The sequence below is a fragment of the Curtobacterium sp. MCLR17_043 genome (assembly GCF_003224215.1).
Taxonomy (GTDB): domain Bacteria; phylum Actinomycetota; class Actinomycetes; order Actinomycetales; family Microbacteriaceae; genus Curtobacterium; species Curtobacterium flaccumfaciens.
The window spans coordinates 1-24,123 of the sequence record NZ_QKLH01000010.1 but is presented as its reverse complement, the minus strand read 5'-3'; the positions used below and the strand labels follow the sequence as shown (position 1 = coordinate 24,123).

20 protein-coding genes are annotated in these 24,123 nt (G+C 71.2%); 6 read left to right on the top strand and 14 right to left on the bottom strand.

The window, feature by feature from the left end; all coding sequences use genetic code 11:
* Positions 1–269: 269 nt before the first annotated feature.
* Positions 270–665 (bottom strand): DUF3040 domain-containing protein, encoded by a 396-nt coding sequence (locus tag DEJ03_RS10920; protein WP_110864614.1) that lies wholly within the window; start codon positions 663–665, stop codon positions 270–272.
* A gap of 96 nt (positions 666–761) precedes the next feature.
* On the opposite strand from DEJ03_RS10920, the gene DEJ03_RS10915 reads away from it, so the two are divergent.
* The gene (locus DEJ03_RS10915) at positions 762–1,880 is read left to right on the top strand and encodes a polyprenyl synthetase family protein (RefSeq protein WP_071405410.1); all 1,119 of its coding nucleotides are present in this window, start codon (positions 762–764) and stop codon (positions 1,878–1,880) included.
* A 70-nt stretch (positions 1,881–1,950) separates the two neighbouring features.
* Here the strand turns inward: DEJ03_RS10915 and DEJ03_RS10910 are convergent, their stop codons facing one another.
* Positions 1,951–2,307, bottom strand: coding sequence for an Rv2175c family DNA-binding protein (locus DEJ03_RS10910; RefSeq protein WP_171907813.1), 357 nt, complete (start codon positions 2,305–2,307; stop codon positions 1,951–1,953).
* 172 nt (positions 2,308–2,479) lie between these two features.
* Between DEJ03_RS10910 and DEJ03_RS10905 the strand changes: the two genes are divergently transcribed.
* Together DEJ03_RS10905 and pknB are read left to right on the top strand one after the other, a co-directional pair.
* Positions 2,480–3,751 carry a LysM peptidoglycan-binding domain-containing protein gene (locus DEJ03_RS10905; RefSeq protein ID WP_258370753.1) on the top strand — a complete coding sequence of 424 codons (1,272 nt, stop codon included), beginning with the start codon at positions 2,480–2,482 and terminating at the stop codon, positions 3,749–3,751.
* An 82-nt stretch (positions 3,752–3,833) separates the two neighbouring features.
* Positions 3,834–5,909: a Stk1 family PASTA domain-containing Ser/Thr kinase gene (gene pknB, locus DEJ03_RS10900; RefSeq protein ID WP_110864694.1), complete on the top strand. Its 2,076-nt coding sequence runs from the start codon at positions 3,834–3,836 to the stop codon at positions 5,907–5,909.
* Between the two features lie 155 nt (positions 5,910–6,064).
* Here the strand turns inward: pknB and DEJ03_RS10895 are convergent, their stop codons facing one another.
* From DEJ03_RS10895 to DEJ03_RS10885, 3 genes are all read right to left on the bottom strand, one after another.
* A complete protein-coding gene (locus DEJ03_RS10895; protein ID WP_110864693.1) occupies positions 6,065–7,450 on the bottom strand; it encodes a class II 3-deoxy-7-phosphoheptulonate synthase in 1,386 nt (461 codons plus the stop codon).
* A gap of 104 nt (positions 7,451–7,554) precedes the next feature.
* Entirely contained in the window at positions 7,555–8,280 is a 726-nt protein-coding gene (locus tag DEJ03_RS10890; protein WP_071405408.1) for a 1-acyl-sn-glycerol-3-phosphate acyltransferase, read from the bottom strand.
* A gap of 107 nt (positions 8,281–8,387) precedes the next feature.
* On the bottom strand, positions 8,388–9,341 hold the full coding sequence (locus tag DEJ03_RS10885) for an ROK family glucokinase (protein ID WP_017886608.1): 954 nt from the start codon (positions 9,339–9,341) through the stop codon (positions 8,388–8,390).
* A gap of 121 nt (positions 9,342–9,462) precedes the next feature.
* On the opposite strand from DEJ03_RS10885, the gene DEJ03_RS10880 reads away from it, so the two are divergent.
* Positions 9,463–11,400, top strand: a complete 1,938-nt coding sequence (locus tag DEJ03_RS10880) for a long-chain fatty acid--CoA ligase (RefSeq protein WP_110864613.1) — start codon at positions 9,463–9,465, stop codon at positions 11,398–11,400.
* Positions 11,401–12,218: 818 nt separating this feature from the next.
* On the opposite strand, the gene DEJ03_RS18240 is transcribed toward DEJ03_RS10880, so the two are convergent.
* The 3 genes from DEJ03_RS18240 to DEJ03_RS10870 form a co-directional block, all read right to left on the bottom strand.
* Positions 12,219–12,350 (bottom strand): hypothetical protein, encoded by a 132-nt coding sequence (locus DEJ03_RS18240; RefSeq protein ID WP_258366694.1) that lies wholly within the window; start codon positions 12,348–12,350, stop codon positions 12,219–12,221.
* Between the two features lie 142 nt (positions 12,351–12,492).
* Positions 12,493–12,996, bottom strand: coding sequence for a peptide deformylase (locus DEJ03_RS10875; RefSeq protein ID WP_071405406.1), 504 nt, complete (start codon positions 12,994–12,996; stop codon positions 12,493–12,495).
* Position 12,997: 1 nt separating this feature from the next.
* Complete coding sequence (locus tag DEJ03_RS10870; RefSeq protein WP_110864612.1) at positions 12,998–16,408, bottom strand: pyruvate carboxylase; 3,411 nt, start codon at positions 16,406–16,408, stop codon at positions 12,998–13,000.
* 60 nt (positions 16,409–16,468) lie between these two features.
* Here DEJ03_RS10870 and DEJ03_RS10865 point away from each other — a divergent pair, with 60 nt between their 5' ends.
* Positions 16,469–17,281 (top strand): ParA family protein, encoded by an 813-nt coding sequence (locus DEJ03_RS10865; protein WP_027465232.1) that lies wholly within the window; start codon positions 16,469–16,471, stop codon positions 17,279–17,281.
* 348 nt (positions 17,282–17,629) lie between these two features.
* On the opposite strand, the gene DEJ03_RS10860 is transcribed toward DEJ03_RS10865, so the two are convergent.
* From DEJ03_RS10860 to DEJ03_RS10840, 5 genes are all read right to left on the bottom strand, one after another.
* Positions 17,630–18,190, bottom strand: a complete 561-nt coding sequence (locus tag DEJ03_RS10860; RefSeq protein ID WP_027465231.1) for a MerR family transcriptional regulator — start codon at positions 18,188–18,190, stop codon at positions 17,630–17,632.
* Between the two features lie 184 nt (positions 18,191–18,374).
* The gene (locus DEJ03_RS10855; RefSeq protein WP_027465230.1) at positions 18,375–19,079 is read right to left on the bottom strand and encodes a MerR family transcriptional regulator; all 705 of its coding nucleotides are present in this window, start codon (positions 19,077–19,079) and stop codon (positions 18,375–18,377) included.
* A complete protein-coding gene (locus DEJ03_RS10850) occupies positions 19,079–19,558 on the bottom strand; it encodes an FHA domain-containing protein (RefSeq protein WP_051596676.1) in 480 nt (159 codons plus the stop codon). The genes DEJ03_RS10855 and DEJ03_RS10850 overlap by 1 nt, the downstream gene beginning before the upstream one ends.
* Before the next feature lie 158 nt (positions 19,559–19,716).
* Entirely contained in the window at positions 19,717–20,748 is a 1,032-nt protein-coding gene (locus tag DEJ03_RS10845) for an iron ABC transporter permease (protein ID WP_258370750.1), read from the bottom strand.
* Positions 20,745–21,779 (bottom strand): iron ABC transporter permease, encoded by a 1,035-nt coding sequence (locus DEJ03_RS10840; RefSeq protein WP_110864611.1) that lies wholly within the window; start codon positions 21,777–21,779, stop codon positions 20,745–20,747. Before DEJ03_RS10840 ends, DEJ03_RS10845 begins: the two co-directional genes overlap by 4 nt.
* 159 nt (positions 21,780–21,938) lie before the next feature.
* On the opposite strand from DEJ03_RS10840, the gene DEJ03_RS10835 reads away from it, so the two are divergent.
* Complete coding sequence (locus DEJ03_RS10835; protein WP_258370748.1) at positions 21,939–23,429, top strand: trypsin-like peptidase domain-containing protein; 1,491 nt, start codon at positions 21,939–21,941, stop codon at positions 23,427–23,429.
* A 19-nt stretch (positions 23,430–23,448) separates the two neighbouring features.
* Here the strand turns inward: DEJ03_RS10835 and DEJ03_RS10830 are convergent, their stop codons facing one another.
* The gene (locus DEJ03_RS10830) at positions 23,449–23,826 is read right to left on the bottom strand and encodes a hypothetical protein (protein WP_110864610.1); all 378 of its coding nucleotides are present in this window, start codon (positions 23,824–23,826) and stop codon (positions 23,449–23,451) included.
* Positions 23,827–24,123: the final 297 nt, after the last annotated feature.

Here is a 24,123-nt window from a genome sequence, read left to right as displayed (position 1 = left end):
CGGTCGGCTCCACCACGCCCGGCCGCCGGTCAGGGCGTGGTCACGACGCACCGCCACCGCGACGCCGAGTGGTCACGAACTGTCGCTCGCGCGGGCCCCAGCCGACGGTTCCTGCGACCTCGGCGGCCAGCACACGGCATGTCGTGACCACTCGCGCCGGCACGACCCCGGCCCGCCCGACCCACAGGCCACCGGGAACACGAAACGGGGCCGACCCGAAGGCCGACCCCGTGGAGGAGTGTGGAGGGAGTCCTGGCGACCCCCGTCAGCTACTGACTCTGGTCGTTGCGCTTGTCCCAGCGCTCGTTCATCCGGTCCATGAAGGACCCGCCACCACCGGCGGACGGACGCGCCGACCCACCGGACGCGGGCTTGCCCGGCCGAGCGGGCTTCGCCTTCGGGGCACGCATGCCCGGGCGCAGCGCGAACAGGACACCAGCGAGCATCACGACGAAACCGAGGATGCCCAGCAGCGGCGCCTTGATCACGAGGCCGACGATGACGATGGCGACCCCGGCGAGTGCGCCGAGGACACCGAGCGTGATGGCTGTGTACGTCGGACGACCCTGTCGACGTGTGACACGAGCCACGAAATCGGAATCGTTCTGGTAGAGGCTGCGCTCCATCTCTTCGAGAAGGCGCTGCTCCTGTTCCGAGAGCGGCATCTTGGTTCCCTCTGTTCCTGGGATCGACGCGGGGTTGAAAAACGCGGGTTGAGTGGACCGATTCTATGCCTCGACCACTCCACTAGGGTAGGGATCGTGGCTGAGAGTACGCGATTAGTGGACCTCGTATCGGCGCGTATCGACCGGGCACTCGACGAGCAGCGTGAACGGCTCCTCGCGATCAGCCCCGACCTCGCGCCGTTCGACCGGTACGCCCGAGACCTGTTGTCCGGCGGCAAGCGCTTCCGGGCGCTGTTCTGCTACTGGGGATGGCAGTCGGTGGCGGGCCGTTCGGGCTCGTTCGACCCGCTGGCCGAAGGGTCCCGGCAGACCACCGCCGAGGCCGTCGTCACGGTCGCCGCAGCGCTCGAGGTCTTCCACGCCGCAGCCCTGGTGCACGACGACATCATGGACCGCTCGGACACCCGTCGTGGGCGTCCGGCCGCGCACCGCCGCTTCGAGTCCCTGCACGAGGAGTCCGGCTTCGTCGGCGACCGCGGGCAGTACGGCACGAACTCCGCGCTGCTGCTCGGCGACCTGCTGCTCTCGCTGAGCGACTCGGTGTTCGACGAGGGCCTCGCGCTCCTCGACCCGGTGCGGGCCCGCATCGTCCGCCAGGAATTCCACGCGATGCGCCTCGACGTCACGGCGGGGCAGTACCTCGACGTGCACGAGGAAACCGCCTGGCCCGTCATCGACGAGTCCGAGCACCTGCTCCGCGCCCAGCGCGTCATCGTCTTCAAGTCGGCGAAGTACTCGATCGAGGCCCCGCTGGTCATCGGCGCCCTGGTCGCCGGCGCGAGCGACTCCCAGCTCGAGGGCCTCCGCGCCTTCGGACTCCCCCTCGGCGTGGCGTACCAGCTCCGCGACGACATGCTCGGCGTCTTCGGGGATCCCGAGGTCACCGGCAAGCCGGCCGGCGACGACCTGCGCGAGGGCAAGCGCACCGTCCTCATCGCCTCGGCGCGCAAGACGCTGGCGAGCGGCCCGCGGCAGCTCCTCGACGAGCTCCTCGGCGACCCCGACCTCGACGAGGAACAGGTGCAGATGCTCCGCGCGACCCTCACCGAGTCGGGTGCCGTCGCCGCCGTGGAACGGTCGATCGAGCGGCACGTCCAGCGCGCGAAGGCGGCGCTGGACGCCTCGCCGCTGACGCCGTCGGCACGCGAGCAGCTCGCGTCGCTGGCCGACACGGTCAGCCGCCGGTCGTCCTAGACACACCCCCAGGACAGACGGGAGGCCCGGTGCCAGCTGGCACCGGGCCTCCCGTCTGTCCGGAACGCGTCTAGAGCAACGACTGGGCGATGCGACGCACCTCGGCCTTGCGACCGGCGCGCAGCGCCGCGATCGGCGTGGTGCCCATCGCGTCGTCGACGGTGAGCATCCAGCGCACGGCCTCGTCGTCGGTGAAGCCGTTGTCACCGAGCACGATCAGCGTGCCGCGGAGTTCGGGCATGGGCTCGCCGTCCTCGAGGAACTCGACGGGCACGCGCAGCACACCGCCGACGCGGGCTGCGAGCAGGGTCTTCTGCTCGAAGAGTCGGTGGATCCGTCCGGGACTGGTGCTGAACATGTCCACCAGCTCGGGGACGGTCAGCCAGCGTTCGGAGAGGGACAGGTCGTCGACGGGTGCGGCACTCACACGCCCATGGTGCCAGAGTGACCGCCGGAGTGAATGCGCCTCGTTCGTCACATTCGTCACATCCACCCCATCTGACTCTCTGGTTGACTTGGGAATCAGGCCATGCCAGCGTTGTGGCACCTGTGAGTGCGCGCATGCGTGCGCACGGCTCAGTCGAGATCAGGAGAAACCCGTGGACCACGCTGCAGACGAAGTCGCCCGGCGCGCACGATCCGCCCGGTTCGCCACCATGCCCATCGTCCTCGCGGGCACCATCGCCGTGACCGCAGGCCTCACCGGCCCGGTCGCGCACGCCGAGCCCCGGCACGACGACGCCGACGCGAACCACAAGCGCCACGTCGACCAGGACCGCACCGTGACCGACCGCCCGGTGTTCGGCACCGCCGTCGCCCGGCCGTCGCAGACCGTCGTGCGGACCGTCGCCGCGACCACGAAGGCCCCCACCACATACACCGTCCACCACGGCGACACGGTCTCGGGCATCGCCGCCCGCTTCGACCTGTCGGCGCAGGAGATCCTCGTGCGCAACGGCCTCGGCTGGAACACGATCATCCACCCCGGGCAGACCCTCCACCTGGCATCGACCCCCGCAGTCACCACCGCCGCGGTCCGGACCTCCGGGTCGACCGGCGGCTCCGGCTCGGACACCTCGAGCTACCACGTGAAGCACGGCGACACCGCCTCCGGCATCGCGTCCCGCGTCGGCGTGTCGACCACGGCGCTCCTCAGCGCGAACAATCTGTCGCAGCGCAGCGTCATCTACCCCGGCCAGACGCTGCGGGTGCCGCACGGCACGTCGTCGACGCCGTCGGTCTCCACCGCCTCGGCCCCGTCGACCAAGTCGAGCGTGCAGATCAGCGCCGGCGACACCGTGGCCTCGATCGCCGCCGCGCACCACGTCTCGGTCAAGTCGCTCCTGTCGGCGAACGGCCTGTCGTACACGAGCACGATCTACGCCGGCAAGACGCTCGTCATCCCGTCGTCGAACGCCACCGCCGCGCCCGCGGTCGCCGCGAGTGCTGCGGTCAGCGGTGCCGTCGGCCTGAGCGCCGAGCAGCGCCAGAACGCCGCGACCATCGTCGCCGTGGGTCGATCGCTCGGCGTCCCGGACCGCGGCATCGTCGTGGCCCTCGCCGCCGCGATGCAGGAGTCGAGCCTCCGGAACCTGCCGCACGGCGACCGCGACTCGGTCGGCCTGTTCCAGCAGCGCCCGAGCCAGGGTTGGGGCAGCGCGCTGAAGCTGCAGGATCCGGCGCACGCCACCGCGCTGTTCTTCGGCGGGCGGAACAACCCGAACGCCGGCAAGACCCGCGGGCTGCTCGACGTGCCCGGCTGGTCCTCGATGAGCATCACCGACGCGGCCCAGGCCGTGCAGCTCTCCGCTTACCCGAAGGCCTACGCCACCTGGGCGAGCGCCGCCGAGGGCTGGCTGGCGACCCTCTGAGCCTCATCCGGAAGATCGAGATTGGGTCACGGCCGGTGCGCCGGTGCGTCCGAGTGCGGTCTCGATTCGTAGAATGCCGCCGATGACCACCAACGCCGCCACGGACCCGATGATCGGTCGCATGATCGATCAGCGGTACCGCGTCCGCTCCCGCATCGCGCGCGGGGGCATGGCGACCGTCTACCTCGCGACCGACGTGCGCCTCGAGCGACGCGTCGCGATCAAGATCATGCACGGGCACCTGGCCGACGACCAGGCGTTCCGTGAGCGCTTCATCCAGGAAGCCCGTTCGGCCGCCCGGCTGTCGCACCCGAACCTGGTGGGCGTCTACGACCAGGGCGCCGAGGGCGAGATCGCCTACATCGTCATGGAGTACATCCCCGGCATCACGCTGCGGGACCTGCTGCAGGAACACCACGCCCTGACGCCCGAGCAGGCGACCGACATCCTGCGCGCCGTGCTGGCCGGCCTCGCCTCGGCCCACCGCGCCGGCATCGTGCACCGCGACCTGAAGCCCGAGAACGTCCTGCTCGCCGACGACGGCCGAATCAAGCTCGGCGACTTCGGCCTGGCCCGCGCCACGACCGCGAACACGGCAACCGGCGCGGCACTCCTCGGCACGATCGCCTACCTGTCCCCCGAGCTCGTGACGCGCGGCGCCGCCGACTCGCGCAGCGACATCTACGCGCTCGGCATCATGCTCTACGAGATGCTCACCGGCGAGCAGCCCTACAAGGGCGAGCAGCCGATGCAGATCGCCTACCAGCACGCCAACGACTCCGTGCCGGCACCGAGTGCCGCCGTGTCCGGGGTGCCGCCCGAGCTCGACGAGCTGGTCGCCTGGTCGACCGCACGCGACCCCGAGGACCGCCCCCGCGACGCCCGCGAGATGCTCGACCACATGTCGGGCAACCAGCAGCGCGCGACCGGCCAGTACCGCACGGCCGTGCTCCGCCCCGAGAACGGGACCGCGATCCTGCCGTCCGGTGGCGCCGGCACGCTCGGTGCCGCAGCGGCCGCCGCCTCGGTGGGGGCTGCAGGAGCCGCAGGAGCGGACGAGACCGCGATCATCGACCGGTCCGGCGACCGGGACACCGGCGACCGCGGTCGAGCGCCCGCCCGTGCCCGCGGCAACGCTCCGGGTCCCCGTCGCACCGGGGCCCAGCCGGGCGTGCTCTCCCCCGCCGGACAGCGGCTCGCCGACCAGTCGGCGAAGCGTCGGAAGCGCGGCTGGATCCTGCTGTCCGTGGTCGTCGTGCTCGCGCTGATCGGAGCCGGCTTCGGCTGGTACTTCGGCCCGGGGCCGGGTGGCAACGTGCGGATCCCGGAAGTCACGGGCAAGTCGGTCTCGCAGGCCCGGCAGCTGCTCGAAGCACAGGGCCTGCAGGCGGCGTCGAAGACCGGGACACGGTTCGACGCCGTCGTCGCGAAGGGGCAGGTCTCCACGACGAAGCCGGCCGCGGAGCGCGAGGTGCAGAAGGGCACGGCGGTGCAGATCGTCGTGTCGAACGGCCCCCGGATGATCCCGCTGCCGGCGATCGTCGGCCAGCCGCTCTCCACCGTGACGGCCGCGCTCGACGACGACTTCGAGCTGCAGGACGACCGGTACGAGTTCTCCGCCGATGCCCCGAAGGACACCGTGGTCGCGGCGACCGGTCGGGCGTCCGGCGGCAAGGCCCTCGACCTCACGACGGTGCAGGCCTACGGCGAGACCGGGCCGGTCACCCTGACCGTCTCGCTCGGGCCGGTTCCCGACGTGGTCGGCAAGACGGTCGACGAGGCCTCCGCCGCACTCGACGAGGTCGGCCTGATCCTCGGCGCCCGCACCGAGGAGTACAGCGACACCGTGCTCTCGGGCCAGATCGTCTCCGCCGCCGTGCAGGACTCCCCCGCCGTGCGCGGGTCGGCGGTGGACGTCGTCGTGTCGAAGGGGCCGACGCCGATCACCGTGCCGGACCTCGGAGCGGAGCGGCCCACGATCAACGAGGCGACGAAGACCCTCGAGGACCTCGGCCTCAAGGTGTCCGTGCCCGACTGCACGAACATCCTCTGCGGCTTCTACGACTGGAAGTCGAAGCTGCCCGTCACCGGCACCGACCCGGGCGCCGGCGCCACCGTCTACCGCGGCGACACGATCACCCTGTCCTACGACCAGTAGGTGCGGACACCGCACCCTCGGCCCTGGACGCGACCCCAGGACGGACGGGAGGCCCGTGGCGGCGCCGTCACGGGCCTCCCGTCCGACACGCGAAAGCGACAGAACCCCGCGAACATGCCGCGGGGTTCTGTCGCTCTGACGAAACGGTTCCTGCGTTACGAGCGGTCGGGCTGGTGCGCGCCGAGTTCCTCGGCCACCAGGAAGGCGAGCTCGAGGGACTGCATGTGGTTGAGGCGCGGGTCGCACAGCGACTCGTAGCGGGTGGCGAGGGTGGCCTCGTCGATGTGCTCCGAGCCGCCGAGGCACTCGGTGACGTCGTCACCGGTGAGCTCGACGTGCATGCCCCCCGGGTACGTCCCGACCTGGCGGTGCGCCTCGAAGAAGCCGAGGACCTCGTCCACGACGTCGTCGAACCGGCGGGTCTTGTAGCCCGTCGGCGTGGTCAGGCCGTTGCCGTGCATCGGGTCGGTGACCCACAGCGGGTTGGCGTCCATGCCCTTGATCGCCTCGAGCAGCTTGGGCAGCTCGTCGCGGATCTTGCCGGCGCCCATCCGCGTGATGAAGGTCAGGCGACCCGGCTCACGGTTGGGGTCGAGCTTGTCGACGAGCGCCTTCATGTCGTCGACGCTCGTCGTCGGGCCGAGCTTCACGCCGATCGGGTTGCGCACCCGCGACAGGAAGTCCACGTGGGCGCCGTCGATGTCGCGCGTGCGCTCACCGATCCAGATGAAGTGCCCGGACGTGTCGTACGCCAGGCCGGAGCGCGAGTCGATGCGGGTCATCGGGCGCTCGTAGTCCATCAGCAGCCCCTCGTGCGAGGCGTAGAACTCGACGTGCTTGAGCGCCTCGAAGTCGGCACCGCAGGCGTCCATGAAGCGGATCGCGCGGTCGATCTCCTTGGCGAGGTGCTCGTAGCGGGCGTTCGCGGGGTTCGAGGCGAAGCCCTTGTTCCAGGAGTGCACCTGGCGCAGGTCGGCGAAGCCCCCCTGGGTGAAGGCCCGGACGAGGTTCAGCGTGGAAGCAGCGGTGTGGTACCCCTGCACCAGGCGGCGCGGGTCGGCCGTCCGGCTCTCCGGCGTGAAGTCGTAGCCGTTCACGATGTCGCCGCGGTAGGCGGGCAGCGTGACGTCGCCGCGGGTCTCGAAGTCGCTCGAGCGGGGCTTGGCGAACTGCCCGGCCATGCGCCCCATCTTGATCACGGGCATCGAGGCACCGTAGGTCAGCACGACGGCCATCTGCAGGATCGTCTTGACCCGGTCGCGGATGGAGTCGGCGGTGGCACCGGCGAAGGTCTCGGCGCAGTCACCGCCCTGCAGCAGGAACGCCTTGCCCTGGGCGGCGGCGGCGAGCCGCTCACGCAGCTTGTCGACCTCGCCCGCGAACACGAGCGGCGGGAGCGTGGCGATCTCGGCCGAGGCGGCCTCGGCCGCGGCGGCGTCCGGCCAGGTCGGCTGCTGCTTGATCGGGAGCGTCCGCCAATAGTCGAGTCCCTCGATGACGTCCGGATCCTGCAGGGCGACGAAGTCGGTCGACTCGGGCAAGGGCGTTACCTCGGTGTTCTGTGCGGGCGGCCCGACGACGCTGACCGGCACCGGGCCGCGCGTCGTCGATGGGCGTCCTGGCGGGGTGCCGGGACCATCAGAGCCTAACGTGCAGGCGTCGACTTCCGTTCCCGCATGACGGCCTCGCGCGCGGAGCTCGCCCGCTCCTTCACGCTGGTCGCGTAGACGTCCACGTACTCCTGACGGCTCAGGCCGGCGAGCTCGTGCATGACCTCGTCCGTGACGCTGCGCAGGATGAAGCGGTCGGTCTCGAACCCCTGGAACCGCGAGAAGTCGAGCGGCTTGCCGAACACGACCCCGACGCGCTTGATCTTCGGGAACCGCTGCCCGATCTGCTGCACCTCGCGCGTGCCGACCATGGCCACGGGGACGACGAGCACGCGCCCCTCGAGGATCATCCGAGCGATGCCGGTGCGGCCGCGGTAGAGCTTGCCGTCGGGGCTGCGGGTGCCCTCGGGGTAGATGCCGAGCTGCTCACCGCGCGCCAGGACCTGCAGGCCGGTGCGGAGCGATGCCTCGGACGCCTTGCCGCCGGAGCGGTCGATCGGCAGCTGGCCGATGGCGTTGAAGAACGTCTTCGTCGCCCAGCCCTTCAGGCCACGGCCGGTGAAGTAGTCGCTCTTCGCCAGGAACGAGAGTCGACGGTCGAGCACCGCCGGCAGGATCACCGAGTCGATGAACGAGATGTGGTTCGAGGCGAAGATGACCGGGCCCGAGGTCGGGACGTGCTCACGCCCGACGACCCACGGCCGGAACAGGGTGAGGATGAGCGGGCCGAGCACGAAGTTCTTCAGCAGCCAGTAGGTCATCGACGACTCCAGGTGGTGAGAAGGTCCGGGTGGTGCACGGCCCGGGGTGGGCGGTCGTTCGTGTGTGCGTGTGCGCGTGTGCGCGTGTGCGCGTGTGCGCGCCGACCCTACGCCGTGCGGGCGTGGATGCGGGCGAGGTCGGCGGCACCGACGACGCCGGCGTCGTTGACGAGTTCGGCGATCACGAAGTCCGGCTCGGGGTGGTACCCGCGGGCCGGCAGGTTGTTGAGGTACGCCTGCTTGATCGGGTCGAGCAGCCGGTCCCCCGCGCTGGCGACGCCGCCGCCGAACACGAAGAGCTGCGGGTCGAGCACCGCGGACAGCGACGCGCACGCCTCGCCGAGGTGTCGACCGAGCCGACGGAGGGCCGCGAGGGCACCCGGGTCATCGGCCAGGATCAGGTCGCCGACGATCTTGCCGTCGAGCTGGCCGCCGTTGTCGGCGCGGGCGTCGGCCAGGGCCGAACCGATGCCACCGGCGTCGGCGACGTCGTTCGCCATGCGCTGCAGGGCGCGGCCCGAGCCGTACTGCTCGATGCAGCCGCGGGCGCCGCAGCCGCAGGGCAGCCCGTTCGGGACGATGCGCAGGTGGCCGATCTCGCCGCCGGTGCCGAAGCCCCCGCGGAACAGGCGGTCCTCGGTCACGATGGCCCCACCGACGCCCGTGCCGATGGTCAGCATGGTCATGTCGGACACGAGTCGACCGGCGCCGAACCGGAACTCGGCCCAGCCGGCGGCGTTCGCGTCGTTGTCCACCGTGATGTGCAGGTCGCCGAGGCGCTGCTGCAGCTTCTGCCGGAGCGGTTCGTTCCGCCACCGGATGTTCGGCGTGTAGTAGACGATCGACTGCGAGGCGTCGATGAACCCGGGGGCAGCGACCCCCACGGCGCCGACCTGGTGGAGCGAGCTGAGTCGCTCGACCATCGAGACGACGTCGTCGAGCATGGCGTTCGGGTCCGCAGCGTTGGTGGCCACGCGGTCCTCGGCGACGATCTCGCCCAGTTCCGTCACGACCGCACCCGCGATCTTGGTGCCCCCGATGTCGATTCCGATGGCGTGCACGAGCAACGAGCCTACCGGTTCGCCGCGAAGTCACGGAACGCCCGGTGACGCGTCCTATGCTGGCGGTGTCGCCTCGGTGTTGAGGCGCACTCGAGTCGAACCGGCAGACAAGGGAGTCACCGTGAACGATCAGCGTCCTGCACGCAGCAGCGCCTCCACCGACACGTCCACCGTTGGCAGCGCCGCCACCGGGACCACGCCGTCGGCCGGGAGGCACGCCACACCGCCCAGCGCCGGTCCCGTCGCCCCGGACCACGGCTCGGCAGCGCGGCTCCTCGGCGACCGCGTCCGGCTGACGCCCGACCGTCCGATCCTGGCCCAGCGCCACGGCGACACCTGGACCACCTTCACCGCGGCGGAGACGCTCGCCCGGGTGCGCGGCATCGCGAAGGGCTTCGTCGCCGCCGGGCTCGAACCGGGCGCGCACGTCGCGATCCTGTCCCGCACCCGTCTGGAGTGGACCCTGGTCGACTTCGCCGTGTGGACAGCCGGCCTGGTGTCCGTGCCCGTGTACGAGACGAGCTCCCCCGACCAGGTGCGCTGGATCCTGTCCGACTCCGAGTCGGTCGCGATCATCGTGGAGCAAGAGGAACACGCGCGCCGCGTCGCCTCCATCGCACCCGACCTGCCGTCCCTGGGCCAGCACTGGACGATCGACGGCGGCGGCCTCGACGACCTGACCCGGCTCGGCGAGGACGTCACCGACGACGAACTCGACGCCCGGACCGCGAACGTGCACGGCCACGACGACGCCACGATCATCTACACCTCGGGCAGCACCGGTCGACCGAAGGGCTGCGTCCTGCGGCACGACAACTTCACCGCCACGGTGGAGGGCGCGAGCGAAGCCATGCCCGAGGTCGTCGCCGACGGCGCCTCGACCCTGCTGTTCATCCCGCTCGCCCACGTCTTCGCCCGGTTCATCGCCGCGATGTCGGTGTCCGCCGGCGTCCTCGTCGGCCACGAGCCGGACACCAAGGACCTGATGCGGGCGGTGTCGACCTTCAAGCCGACGTTCCTGCTCGCAGTCCCCCGGGTGTTCGAGAAGATCTACAACTCCGCCGAGCAGAAGGCCGACCTCGGCGGCAAGGGCAGGATCTTCCGCGCGGCGGCCGACACCGCGGTCGCCCACTCCGAGGCCCTCGCAGCCGGCAGGGTGCCGTTCCTGCTCGGGCTGAAGTTCAAGCTGTTCGACCGGCTCGTGTACGCCAAGCTCCGCGACGCCCTCGGCGGCCGCGTCGAGTACGCCGTCAGCGGTTCGGCACCCCTCTCCCCGCGGCTGTCGCACTTCTTCCGATCGATCGGGGTGCTCATCCTCGAGGGCTACGGCCTGACCGAGACCACCGCTCCCGCCACCGTCAACCGTGCCCGGGAACTCCGCATCGGGACGGTCGGGCGGGCGCTGCCCGGCATCGAGGTCCGGATCGCCGACGACGGCGAGATCCTGATCCGCGGCGTCGACGTCTTCGACCGGTACTGGCGGAACGACGAGGCGACCGAGCACGCATTCGCCGACGGCTGGTTCCGCACCGGCGACCTCGGCCGGATCGACGCCGACGGGGTCCTCACGGTCACCGGACGCGCCAAGGAGCTCATCGTCACCGCGAGCGGCAAGAACGTCGCGCCGGCACCGCTCGAGGACGGCATCCGCGAGCACCCGCTCATCGGCCAGGTCGTGGTCGTCGGCGAGGGCAAGCCGTTCGTCGCAGCACTCGTGACGCTCGACCGCGAGATGCTCCCCGGCTGGTGCGAGTCCCGCGGGATCACCCCGGCGCTGAGCGGGCACGAGGCCGCCTACGACGAGCGAGTGCTCTCCGCCGTCCAAGAGGCCATCGACGCCGCCAACGGCCGGGTCTCCCGCGCCGAGTCGGTCCGGTCGTTCACGATCCTCGACACGGACCTGACCGAGGCCTCCGGGCACCTCACGCCGAAGCTCACGATCAAGCGGTCGGTGATCCTCAAGGACTTCGCCGCGGACATCGACCACATCTACTCCGGGTCGAAAGTGCAGACGACGGCGACCCCGGTGATCGAGGGTCGGCGCCGCAACCGCGCGTAGCGCCCGCCGGGCGTACCTGGTCGTTCCGGGCGTACCGGGTCGGTTCTTCCGACCAGGTACGCCCGATTGCGTAAGGTGCGCGTGGTCGTGGACGCGACGACCTGGAGGCCCGGCGCCGGTCCGCCGGACTGGCACCGGGCCTCCAGGCGGTCGCCGCGCGTGCGGCTGGCAGCTTTCGGGCGTACCTGGTCGTTTCGGGCGTACCGGGTCGATTCTTCTGACCAGGTACACCCGATTCCGCCAGGTACACGCGCGGCCGCCCCGCTGAGCGACCAGCCCCGGGCGTACCGGGTCGATTCGGGCGTACCAGCTCGTTCCGGGCGTACCAGGTCGTTCCGGGCGTACCGGGTCGATTCTTCCGACCAGGTACGCCCGATTCCGCCAGGTACGCGCGCGGCCGCCCCGCTGAGCGACCAGCTCCGGGCGTACCTGGTCGTTCCGGGCGTCCCGGGACGGTTCTTCCGACCAGGTACGCCCGATTCCGCCAGGTACGCGCGCGGCCGCCCCGCTGAGCGACCAGCTCCGGGCGTACCTGGTCGTTTCGGGCGTACCGCGTCGATTCTTCCGACCAGGTACGCCCGATTCCGCCAGGTACGCGCGCGGCCGCCCCGCCGAACGACCAGCCCCGGGCGTACCGGGTCGATTCGGGCGGACCGGGTCGATTCGGGCGTACCGGGTCGATTCTTCCGACCAGGTACGCCCGATTCCGCCAGGTACGCGCGGGTGTGGACGCAACGGCCTGGAGGCCCGGATCACGTCCGTCGGACGTGATCCGGGCCTCCAGGCCGTTCAGCGGGCGCCGGAGGCACCTGCGGGGCTCAGGCCTCCTGCGACTGCTCCGTCGCGGGGGCGTCGAGGACGGCGGTCGAACCGGTCGTGACGGTGGTCTCGGCTGGTCGACGGTTGGTGCGGGTGCGGTGCGAGCTGAGCTCGTCGTTCTGACTGGTCATGCGGGAGTCCTGGGGGGATGGGATGGTCATCGGTGGGAGGCCGACAGCAGCACGGTACCCCCTCGTCAGGACAAAGCGACAATCCCCCGTGGGGGTGTCACACCACTGTTCACAGCCGGCGAACGCGGGACTGTGCAAGCGCTCAGTGGAACCAGTCCTGCGCACGGATGTCGCGCAGTGCCTGACGGCGGACCTCGGGGTCGAGCGTCATCACGTAGACGGTGCCGTCGAGGTGGTCGCACTCGTGTTGGAGCGCCTCGGCCATCAAGCCCGTGCCCTCGAGGACGACCTCGTCGCCGTCGACGTCGACACCCCGCACCTTCGCGTACGGGGAGCGACGCGTCGGGTAGCCGAGCCCCGGGACGGAGAGGCAGCCTTCCTCCATGAGCTCGGGCTCGCCGGAGACCTCGACGATCTCGGGGTTGAGGACGTAGCCGACCTCACCGTCCACGTTGTACGAGAACGCACGGAGTCCGACGCCGATCTGGGGCGCGGCCACCCCGGCACGTCCGGGTTCCTTGACGGTGTCGATGAGGTCCTGCACGAGGTCACGGACCCCGGCGCTCCCGAGCAGTTCGGGGCGGATCGGGTCGGCCGGCGAGCGGAGGACGGGGTCGCCGAACAGGCGGATGGGACGAACGGTCAATTTACTGCAGCACCACCAGGAGGTCGCCGGCGTCCACCTGCTGGGTCACCGGGATCGCGAGTCGGCCGACGGTGCCCGACACGGGCGCCGTGATGGCCGCTTCCATCTTCATCGCCTCGATGCTCGCCACCGGCGTACCGGCCTCGACGACGTCACCGACGGCGACCTTGAGCGTCACCACGCCGGAGAACGGCGCGGCCACGTGCTTGGGGTCGGACGCGTCGGCCTTCTCGGCCGCCTTCGTCTCGACCTCGACCGAACGGTCGCGGACGGCGACCGGGCGGAGCTGCCCGTTCATCGTCGCCATGACCGTGCGGATGCCCTTGGCGTCCACCTCGCCGATCGCCTCGAGCCCGACGAACAGGTCGACGCCCTTGCCGAGCGGGACGCTGTGCTCCTGCCCGGGGCGCAGCCCGTACAGGTAGTCGACGGTCGGCACGACGGACAGGTCGCCGTACTGCTCCCGCACGCGCTGGAACTGCTGCGTCGGCTGCGGGAAGAGCAGGCGGTTGAGCGCCTGCTGACGCTCCGGCCCGGGAGTCTCGAGGTGCGCGCGCTCGTCCGCGGGCACCGGGGTGATCTCGAGGCGGACGTCGCGCCCGGCCAGGACCTTCGAGCGGAACGGCTCGGGCCAGCCGCCGGGCAGGTCGCCCAGTTCGCCGGCCATGAACCCAACGACGGAGTCCGGGATGTCGTACTTGTCGGGGTTCTGCTCGAAGTCGACCGGGTCGGCACCGACCGCGGCGAGTTGCAGCGCGAGGTCGCCGACGACCTTCGACGACGGCGTGACCTTGGTCGGGCGTCCGAGGATCCGGTTCGCCTCGGCGTACCAGTCCTCGACCTGCTCGAACCGGTCACCCAGGCCCAGGGCGATCGCCTGCTGCCGGAGGTTCGACAGCTGACCGCCGGGGATCTCGTGCTTGTAGACACGCCCGGTCGGACCGGCGAGCCCGGACTCGAACGGGGCGTACACGCGACGGACCGACTCCCAGTACGGCTCGAGGTCACCGACGGCGTCGAGGGACAGGCCGGTGTCGCGCTCGGTGTGGGCCAGGGCGGCGACCAGGGCGGACATGCTCGGCTGGCTGGTCGTGCCGGCCATGGGTGCTGCGGCCACGTCGACGGCGTCGGCCCCGGCGCGCGAGGCGGCGAGCAGGGTCGCGAGCTGGCCGCCGGCGGTGTCGTGGGTGTGCACGTGCACTGGCTGGTCGAAGCGCTCGCGCAGGGCGGTGACGAGCTTCTCGGCCGCACCGGCACGGAGGAGCCCCGCCATGTCCTTGATGCCGATGACGTGCGCGCCGGCCTCGACCATCTGCTCCGCCAGGCGGAGGTAGTAGTCGAGCGTGTAGAGGTCCTCGGCGGGGTCGAGGAGGTCGGCGGTGTAGCAGAGCGCCGCCTCGGCGACGGCCGTGCCGGTCGCGAGCACGGCCTCCAGGGCTGGACGCAGCTGGCTGACGTCGTTCAGCGCGTCGAACACGCGGAAGACGTCCACGCCGGACCGAGCAGCCTCGTCGACGAAGGCGTCGGTGACCTCGGTCGGGTACGGCGTGTACCCGACGGTGTTGCGGCCACGCAGCAGCATCTGGATCGGGATGTTCGGCATCGCTTCGCGCAGCGAGGACAGGCGCTCCCAGGGGTCCTCACCAAGGAACCGGAGTGCCACGTCGTACGTGGCACCTCCCCAGGCCTCGACGCTGAGCAGCTGCGGGGTGAGCCGCGCGACGTGCGGCGCGACGGCGACGAGGTCCTTCGTGCGGACCCGGGTGGCGAGGAGCGACTGGTGGGCGTCGCGCATCGTCGTCTCGGTCACCGCGAGGGCCGTCTGGGCGCGCAGGGCCTTCGACCACTCGGCCGGCCCCATGGCCAGCAGGCGGTCGCGCTGTCCCTCGGGCACCGGCGCCGTCAGGTCCGTGGCCGGGAGCTTGTCGGCCGGGTCGGTGACCAGCGGCGACCGCTCCCCGTTCGGCTTGTTCACCGTGACGTCGGCGAGCCAGGTGAGCACCTTCGTGCCGCGGTCCTTCGAGACGTGGCCGCCGAAGAGCTGCGGGCGTTCCTCGATGAACTTCGTCGAGACGTCGCCGCGGGCGAAGTCCGGGTCCTCGAGCACGGCCTGCAGGAACGGGATGTTCGTGCTGACGCCGCGGATGCGGAACTCGGCGAGGGCGCGCTTGGCACGGGACACCGCCGCCGGGAAGTCCCGACCGCGGCACGTCATCTTCGCGAGCATCGAGTCGAAGTGCGGGCTGATCTGTGCGCCGGTGGCGACCGTGCCGCCGTCGAGCCGGACGCCGGCACCGCCGGGGCTGCGGTAGGTGCTGATCCGGCCGGTGTCCGGACGGAAGCCCTGCGTCGGGTCCTCGGTCGTGATGCGGGTCTGCAGCGCGGCGCCGTGCACGGCGACGGTGTCCTGCGACAGGCCGAGGTCGGCGAGGGTCTCCCCCGCCGCGATGCGCATCTGCGACTGCACCAGGTCGACGTCGGTGACCTCTTCGGTGACCGTGTGCTCGACCTGGATGCGCGGGTTCATCTCGATGAAGACGTGCTGCCCCTCGCGCTCGCCCTCGGTGTCGAGCAGGAACTCCACGGTGCCGGCGTTCACGTACCCGATCGACCGGGCGAAGGCCACGGCATCACGGTGCAGTGCCTGTGCGATCGCGGGGTCGAGGTTGGGCGCCGGCGCGATCTCGACGACCTTCTGGTTGCGCCGCTGCACCGAGCAGTCCCGCTCGAACAGGTGGATCGTGCCCGCGTCGGTGCCGGTCGCGTCGGCGAGGATCTGCACCTCGATGTGGCGCGGACGGATGACGGCCTGCTCGAGGAACATCGTCGGGTCGCCGAACGCACTGTCGGCCTCGCGCATGGCGGCTTCGAGGGCTTCGCGCAGCTCGGGCTTCGTCTCCACCCGGCGCATGCCACGTCCACCACCACCGGCGACGGCCTTGGCGAAGACCGGGAACCCGATCGCGTCCGCGCCGGCGATCAGTTCGTCGATGTCGCGGCTCGCCGGGGTGCTCGCGAGGACCGGGACGCCGGCCGCGATCGCGTGCTCCTTCGCGGTGACCTTGTTGCCGGCCATCTCGAGCACGTGCTCGCCCGGACCGATGAAGGTGATGCCGTTCGCGGCTGCTGCCGCGGCGAGCTCGGGGTTCTCGGACAGGAACCCGTACCCCGGGTAGATTGCGTCGGCCCCCGACTCGCGGGCGACGCGGATGATCTCGGAGACGTCCAGGTACGCCCGGACCGGGTGGCCCCGCTCCCCGATCAGGTAGGCCTCGTCGGCCTTGAGACGGTGCAGGGAGTTCCGGTCTTCGTACGGGTAGACGGCCACCGTACGGGCCCCCAACTCGTAGGCGGCACGGAACGCGCGGATGGCGATCTCGCCACGGTTCGCAACGAGGATCTTCGTGAACACGACGTCCCTTTCAGCCCGGGTTGAGGTGAGACAACCCTAGTGGCGGTAACGTTGCTCAACGTGCATGTACTCAGCGTGAGCTCCCTCAAGGGTGGTGTCGGCAAGACGACGGTGACGCTCGGCCTGACCTCGGCCGCGTTCGCCAAGGGACTGCGCACGCTGGTGGTGGATCTGGACCCGCAGTCCGACGTCTCCACGGGCCTCGACATCAACCTCGCCGGCCATCTCAACGTCGCCGACGTCCTCGAGAACCCGAAGGAGAAGATCGTCCGTCAGGCGATCGCCCCCTCGGGCTGGACGAAGGGGTCGCAGGGCAAGATCGACGTCATGGTCGGGTCGCCCTCCGCCATCAACTTCGACGGGCCGCACCCGTCGATCCGCGACATCTGGAAGCTCGAAGAGGCCCTGGCCAACGTCGAGCAGGACTACGAGCTCGTCCTCATCGACTGTGCGCCGTCGCTGAACGCCCTGACCCGCACCGCGTGGGCCGCGTCCGACCGCGTCACCGTCGTCACCGAGCCCGGCCTGTTCTCCGTCGCCGCCGCCGACCGTGCGCTGCGCGCCATCGAGGAGATCCGCCGCGGCCTCTCCCCACGCCTGCAGCCCCTCGGCATCATCGTGAACCGTGCCCGGGTGCAGTCGCTCGAGCACCAGTTCCGCATCAAGGAACTCCGGGACATGTTCGGCCCGCTCGTGCTCTCCCCGCAGCTGCCGGAGCGCACGTCGCTGCAGCAGGCGCAGGGTGCCGCGAAGCCGCTGCACGTTTGGCCCGGCGAGTCCGCGCAGGAGATGGCGAAGAACTTCGACCAGCTGCTCGAGCGCATCATGCGCACCGGCAAGATCGGTCCGTACGCCGAGGGGGGCGCCGCGTAGGTCGCTGCTCGTGCGGTCGCGTGTTCGCGGTCGCGGTCGCGGTCGCGTGACATGCCGCTCACATCCGCCGAGCGGTCACCAACTGTCGGCAGGCGGCGTCGCAGGCGACAGTTCGTGACCCCTCGGCGCCGCGCACACGACGGTTCGTGACCGCGCGCCGACTGCCGGGAGGCCCACCCCGACCCCGGCAGGCACGCCCGACCCCGGCTCGCCCAGCGGCCACAACATGCCGCTCACGTCCGCCGAAAGGTCACCAACTGTCGGCAGGCAGCGTCGCAGCCGACAGTTCGTGACACCTCGGCGAGACGCAGACGACGGTTCGTGACCGCGCGGCCCGAACCCGAAAGGTCAGGAAGCGCGGGAAGCGCGACGAGCGGCGAGCTCGTCGGAGGGGTCGGCCGCGGCGGTGGCGTCGAGCTCGACCAGGGAGCTCTCGACCTCACGCAAGACCTTGCCGACCGCGATGCCGAAGACACCCTGGCCGCGGGACACGAGGTCGATGACCTCGTCGTCGGAGGTGCACAGGTACACCGAGGCGCCGTCAGACATCAGCGTGGTCTGCGCCAGGTCGGAGACGCCGGACTCACGGAGCTGGTTGACCGCGGTGCGGATCTGCTGCAGCGAGATGCCGGTGTCGAGCAGGCGCTTCACGAGCTTGAGCACGAGGATGTCGCGGAACCCGTACAGGCGCTGCGATCCGGAGCCAGCGGCCCCACGGATCGTCGGCTGCACGAGTTCGGTGCGGGCCCAGTAGTCGAGCTGGCGGTACGAGATGCCGGCTGCCCGTGCGGCGACGGTGCCACGGTAGCCGTTCTGCTCGTCGTGCTCGGGCAGACCATCGGTGAAGAGCAGCCCGAGGTCGTACCGGGTCACATCAGACTCGGTGCCAGGGGTGTCGTTCCCACTCATGAGCTTGCCTTCCACGACGATCGAGCTCCCACCCGAAGCTTCAACGACGGGTTGAGAGTTGTTCCGAGGTCCACGGTAGCGACTCCGACCGCTCCCGCGCGGGACATCCGACCCGGCGCGTCCGGCGTGTCGAGGATACGCCTCGGCCACTGACACACAAGCCCTGTCGGAGCACCGGACGGCGTCATGCGTCGAGACGACCGATGGCCTGGCGGATGAGGTTCGACCGGATGATCTCGAGGTGCCCGGCGATCTCACGCGCGAGCTCCGTGGCCTTGGCCCGCGAGGTGGCGTCGCCCCGGCGGGAGACCGGCATGAGAGCGGACTCGATGAGACCGACCTCGCGCTCGGCGGTGCTGCGCAGCGTGCGGAGGTGGCGCGGCTCGATACCCGTGCGCTGCAGTTCGACCAGGGCCTTCAGCACGGAGACGCCGTCGTCGCCGTAGGTGTCAGTGGCCGGGAGCAGCGAAGCCGAGACCGCGTCGGCGAGGAGCATCGGGGAGGCGCCGGCTGCCCGGACCGTCTCGTCGCGGGTGTACCGACGCTCACGACCGAGGATCGACGGCTTCGGCGCGTCGCCTCCGCCAGGCAGGACGGGTTCGCGTCCGGCATCGAGGTCGGCGAGGTACTCCTTGATGACCTTGAGCGGCAGGTAGTGGTCACGCTGCAGTCCGAGGATCACCCGGAGCCGCTCGAGGTCGGCAGCGGAGAACTTGCGGTACCCGCTGGCCGTGCGGATCGGGGTGACGAGCTCACGCTCTTCCAGGAACCGCAGCTTGGAGCTCGACAGGTCCGGGAACTCGGGCTTGAGGCGAGCGAGGACCTGCCCGATGGTGAGCAGGTCCGGTGCCGCGGACCCCGCCCGGGCCGCAGCGGACCGTGCGGCCACTACGCGTTCGCCAGGCGCGCCAGGTCGACCCGAGATGCGTAGAACGTCAGGCGGAACTTGCCGACCTGGACCTCGGCCCCGTCGGTGAGCAGCGCTTCGTCGATGCGGACACCGTCGAAGTACGTGCCGTTCAGCGAGCCGTTGTCCTTGACGCTGAAGCTCGTGCCATGACGCAGGAACTGCGCGTGCTTGCGCGACACGGTGACGTCGTCGAGGAAGATGTCGGCGTCGGGGTGTCGACCGGCCGTCGTGACGTCGGAGTCGAGGAGGAACCGCGCACCCACGTTGGGGCCGCGACGGACCACGAGCAGCGCTGACCCGGAGGGCAGGGCGTTGACGGCTTCACGTTCTTCGGTCGAGACACCGGACTCGGCGGTGAGCGCCGCGCCCATGTCCATGCTGAAGGTCAGCGTGGTGTCGACCAGCCGCTGCTCCGGGGTCTTCTGACCGCCCGGCTGCGGGACCACTGGATCTGGCATCGGTGGACCTCCTCCTCTTGGCCCACCAGCGTATCGGAAACGACGGCCCGAGCGGCAGCCCCGATCTGGGACTGTGGAGGGACTTCCGCGATCCGCGAACGCACGAGCCGCGTCTGCGACCCGTGGGACCCGACGTCATCGACTCGTGCGACCCGGCGTCACCGTCCCCGCGCGAGCAACCAGAGCAGGTACGGCGCCCCCACGACGCCCGTCACGACGCCCACCGGCAGCGCGGTGCCGGGGAAGGCGAACTGTGCCAGGAGGTCGCTGCCGAGCGTGATCGCGGCTCCGACGGCAGCGGCCGGCGCGAGTGCCACCCGTCCACCGCCGACCAGGCGTCGGGCGATCGGCGCGGCCATCAGCGCCACGAACGAGACCGGCCCCGCGGTGGCGACGGCTGCGGCGGTCAGGCACACGGCGGTGAGGAGCAGGAGCACCTTCGCCCGGTCCGGCCGGAGTCCGAGTGCGGCGGCGACCTCGTCCCCGAGGCTCAGCACCTGCAGACGGGCGGACTGCAGCAGCGCGAGCACGCCGAGCACGACGAACGCGACGCCGAGCACCCCGACCAGGTCGCGGTCGACGGCGTTCAGGCTGCCCGAGAGCCAGAGCAGCGCGGTGCCTGCCTGGGTGACGGTGCCGCTCGTGAGCATCCAGCCCGTGATGCTCAGGCAGATCGCCGCGACGCCGATCCCGACGAGGATCACCCGGTTGCCGGTGATCCCCCGTCGCCAGGCGAGCCCGGCGATGACGATCGAGACCACCACGGCGCCGACGAGCACGACCGAGAAGAGCGTTCCACCGCTGGCACCGAACAGCACGATGGCGGTGAGTCCGGCGGCACTGGCCCCCGAGGTGATCCCGATGACGTCGGGGCTTGCGATCGGGTTCCGCACGACGCTCTGCACGATCGCGCCGGCGACGCCGAGACTGGCGCCGACGAGGACGGCACCGAGCACCCGCGGCCCGCGGAGCTGCCCGATCACGAAGTCCGAGATCCGGTCCCCCTGGCCGAACAGGGAGGCGAGCACCTGGCCCGGGGTGAGCGGGATCGAACCGGCGCTGAGCCCGACCAGGACGAGCACCACGACGACCACGAGCACGGCGACGAGCACCGCGACCTCACGACGCAGGCCGGCCGAGCGGCGCAGACCGCCGGACCGCGGGCGGCCGGAGCCGAACAACTGCCTCACAGTCCCCGCACCGCCCTCGACCGCACGAGCGCGATGAACACCGGCGCCCCGATCAACGCCGTGACGATGCCGACCTGCAGCTCCCCCGGGTACGCCACGACGCGGCCGATGACGTCGGCGACGAGCAGCAGTGCGGGGGCGACGATCGCCGACAGCAGGATGGTCCAGCGGTGGTCCGGGCCGCTCAGCCGGCGGACGGCGTGCGGCACAGCGAGCCCGACGAAGGCGATCGGCCCGGCGGCGGCCACCGCGGAGCCGGCCAGCAGCACCGCGACCAGACCGCCGACGGCGCGGACGAGCACGACCCGCTGCCCGAGCGACGCCGCGAGTTCGTCCCCGAGCGCGAGGGTGTTGAGCGACCGACCGAGACCGAACGCGATCACCAGCCCGACGAGCACCGGCGCCGTGATGATCCCCGCCGTGCCGAGGTCCTTGCCGGCGAGGGCACCGACCTGCCAGAACCGCAGCTGGTCGAGCAGGCTCTGGTCGGTCACGAGCACCGCGGTGGTGACCGACGACAGCGCTGCGGCGACCACGGCTCCGGCGAGGGCGAGCCCGACAGGAGAGAGGCCGCGTCGGGCGACGGTCGCGATCCCGTACACGAGCACGGCGGCGAGGGCGGCCCCGACGAACGCGAACGGCAGGTAGGCAGCCGTGCCGCTCACGCCGAAGACCGCGATCCCGGCCACCACGGCCAGGGTCGCTCCGGAGTTGATGCCGAGGACGCTCGGGTCGGCGAGCGGGTTCCGCGTCACGCCCTGCATGACCGCCCCGGCCACCCCGAGCGCGGCCCCGGCGAGCAGTCCGACGACGGTGCGGGGCACGCGGTTGCCGAGCACGATGAGCCCGATCTCGTCGCTCCGCCCGGGGTGCATCACCGTGTCGAGGACGGTGCCGAGCGGGATCGGCCGCGAGCCGTACGCGATCGACAGCGCACACGCCACGGCGAGGACGACGACCGCCAGCACGGTCGCACCGACGAGTCGGGGGACGGAGCTGGGAGCCGGGGGCGTGGACGTCGACGGAGGCATGGAAGTAAGGCCACCCTAACGCCGGAGCCCCACTCGGCGTCCCCCGAGCAAGCCCGGAGCGTGCGCAGGGTTCGTTCATAGGCTCGTCATGGGGAAGCGCCCTGTACTGGTCTCCATCGACGCCCGACCGGGTCGTCGAGGGACGACCGGAGAGCACCGATGAACGAGACCCCGAACCCCGCAGCCGCCGACCACGACGAGGACGGCACCCCCGCCGCGCAGCAGCAGGCTCCCGGGATGCACTGGGAGGCGCCGCACGCCGACCCGGCCTCCCTGCGCCCGGCGTACGCGTTCGACGGCTCGGGTCCCTACCTCTACGGTCCGGACGGCTCCGGCCCCTACGCCTACACGCCGGACGGCCGTGGACCGTACCTGATCGGCAGCCCCGCCCTCGCCGGCGCGAACCACGCCTGGGCGTACTCGGCGGCGACCGCGAACCACCCCGGTACGACGAAGCGTCCGCGTCGCCTGGGACTGATGATCGGCTCCGGCATCGCTGCACTCGCCATCGTCGGTGCGGCCGGTGGCACCGCCCTCGGCCTGTCCTCGCAGGGGACGACCACGACGTCGAGCCAGTCGCAGGGCACCACCACGCTCCCCGGCACCGGATCCGGCACCGACGGGACCGACGGCACCGGCAGCAGCGACGGCACGAACGGCTTCACGGTGCCCGGGGACGGCAGCGGCACCAGCGGCGACGGCAGCACCGGCACCGGCACGACCCAGTCCCCCGCCACCGCGGCGACGGCCGCCGACAAGAAGGGCGTCGTGACCATCAACACCGTCCTGAACTACGACGAGTCGTCACAGGCGGCCGGCACCGGCATGGTCCTGACCTCCGACGGCACGATCCTGACGAACAACCACGTGATCCAGGGCGCGACGAGCATCACCGTCACCGACGAGACCACCGGCAAGGAGTACAAGGCCGACGTGGTCGGGGCCGACGCCACCAACGACGTCGCCGTCCTGAAGCTCGAGAACGCCTCCGGACTGTCCACGGTCACGCTCGACGACGACGGCGAGCCGAGCACCGGTGACACCGTCAAGGACGTCGGCAACGCCGAGGGCACCGGCAACCTCGTCGCCGCCGAGGGCACCGTCACCGCGACCGACCAGGACATCCAGGTGCAGAGCGAGTCCGGCACCGGCACCGAGTCCCTGACCGGCCTGATCGAGATCTCGGCGGACATCGTCTCCGGCGACTCCGGCGGACCGGTGCTCGACAGCGAGGGCGAGGTCGTCGGCATGGCCACGGCGGCCTCCTCCGGCACCGCCGAGGTCACCGGCTACGCCATCCCGATCACCACCGCGAAGACGATCGCCGAGAAGATCCTCGCCGGGGAGTCCTCGAGCACGATCACCATCGGGCTGCCCGCGTTCCTCGGGGTCGAGGTCAGCAACACCTCCGGCACCACGGGCGGCGTCGCCGTCGCCGGCACGGTCGAGGGCTCCGGCGCCGCGAGCGCCGGCCTGACCGCCGGGGACACGATCACGAGCATCGACGGCACCGCGGTCACGAGCTCGGACCAGCTCACCAAGGTCGTGCAGTCTCACTCGGTGGGCGACAAGGTGAGCGTCCGCTACACCGACAGCACCGGCGCCGCGAAGACGGTCACGATCACCCTGACCGCCGGCCCCGCCGCGTAGTGGGAGAACCCGGGCGCGCTCAGCCCAGCAGCGCCCGCACCACCGACCGGTAGACGTTGGCCGGGGAGTCCGTCCGGAAGGCGGTCTCCCCGGCCTTCGTCGCGCCCACCCGCGCGAACCCGTGCCCCTCGGCACGCACGATCGTGATCGGCTTCGGCTTGCCCGGTCGACGCAGGTACGAGACGGTCCACGGCGCGGCCCAGAACCGCGCGAGGCGCGGGTCCGCCTCGGCGAGGGCCTCCGGCAGGTCCGGTGCGTCCGGACCGCCGGCCAGCTTGCGGCCGAGCAGGTGCCCTGGGAGCGACCCCGTGCGGAGCGGGAAGGTCCACGTCGGACCGATGCCGAGCCTCCCGGCCAGCAGCGCGACGGCCCGGTCGGGCGTGACGGACGCGACCACGGCACCCGCCGCGTCGGTCCCGTCGACGACGGTCTGCGACCAGGCCTGGAGGCGCGACTCGCCACCGTCGGGCAGGTGCTGTTCCAGCGTGACCGGCTGGGCATCGCCCTGCCAGGGTTCGAGCAGGGTCTGGGTCGACTCCGGCAGCGTGCCGAGCCGACCGACGAGGCCCGCCTCGATGAGTTCGCGGCCCGCCGCGGTGCGGAGGAGCGTGGGGTTCCACCGGCGTCCGGCGAGGCTCTGCAGGGTGCCGATCGCGTCCGTGCTGAGGCGGGGGCCTGTCTCTTATACACATCT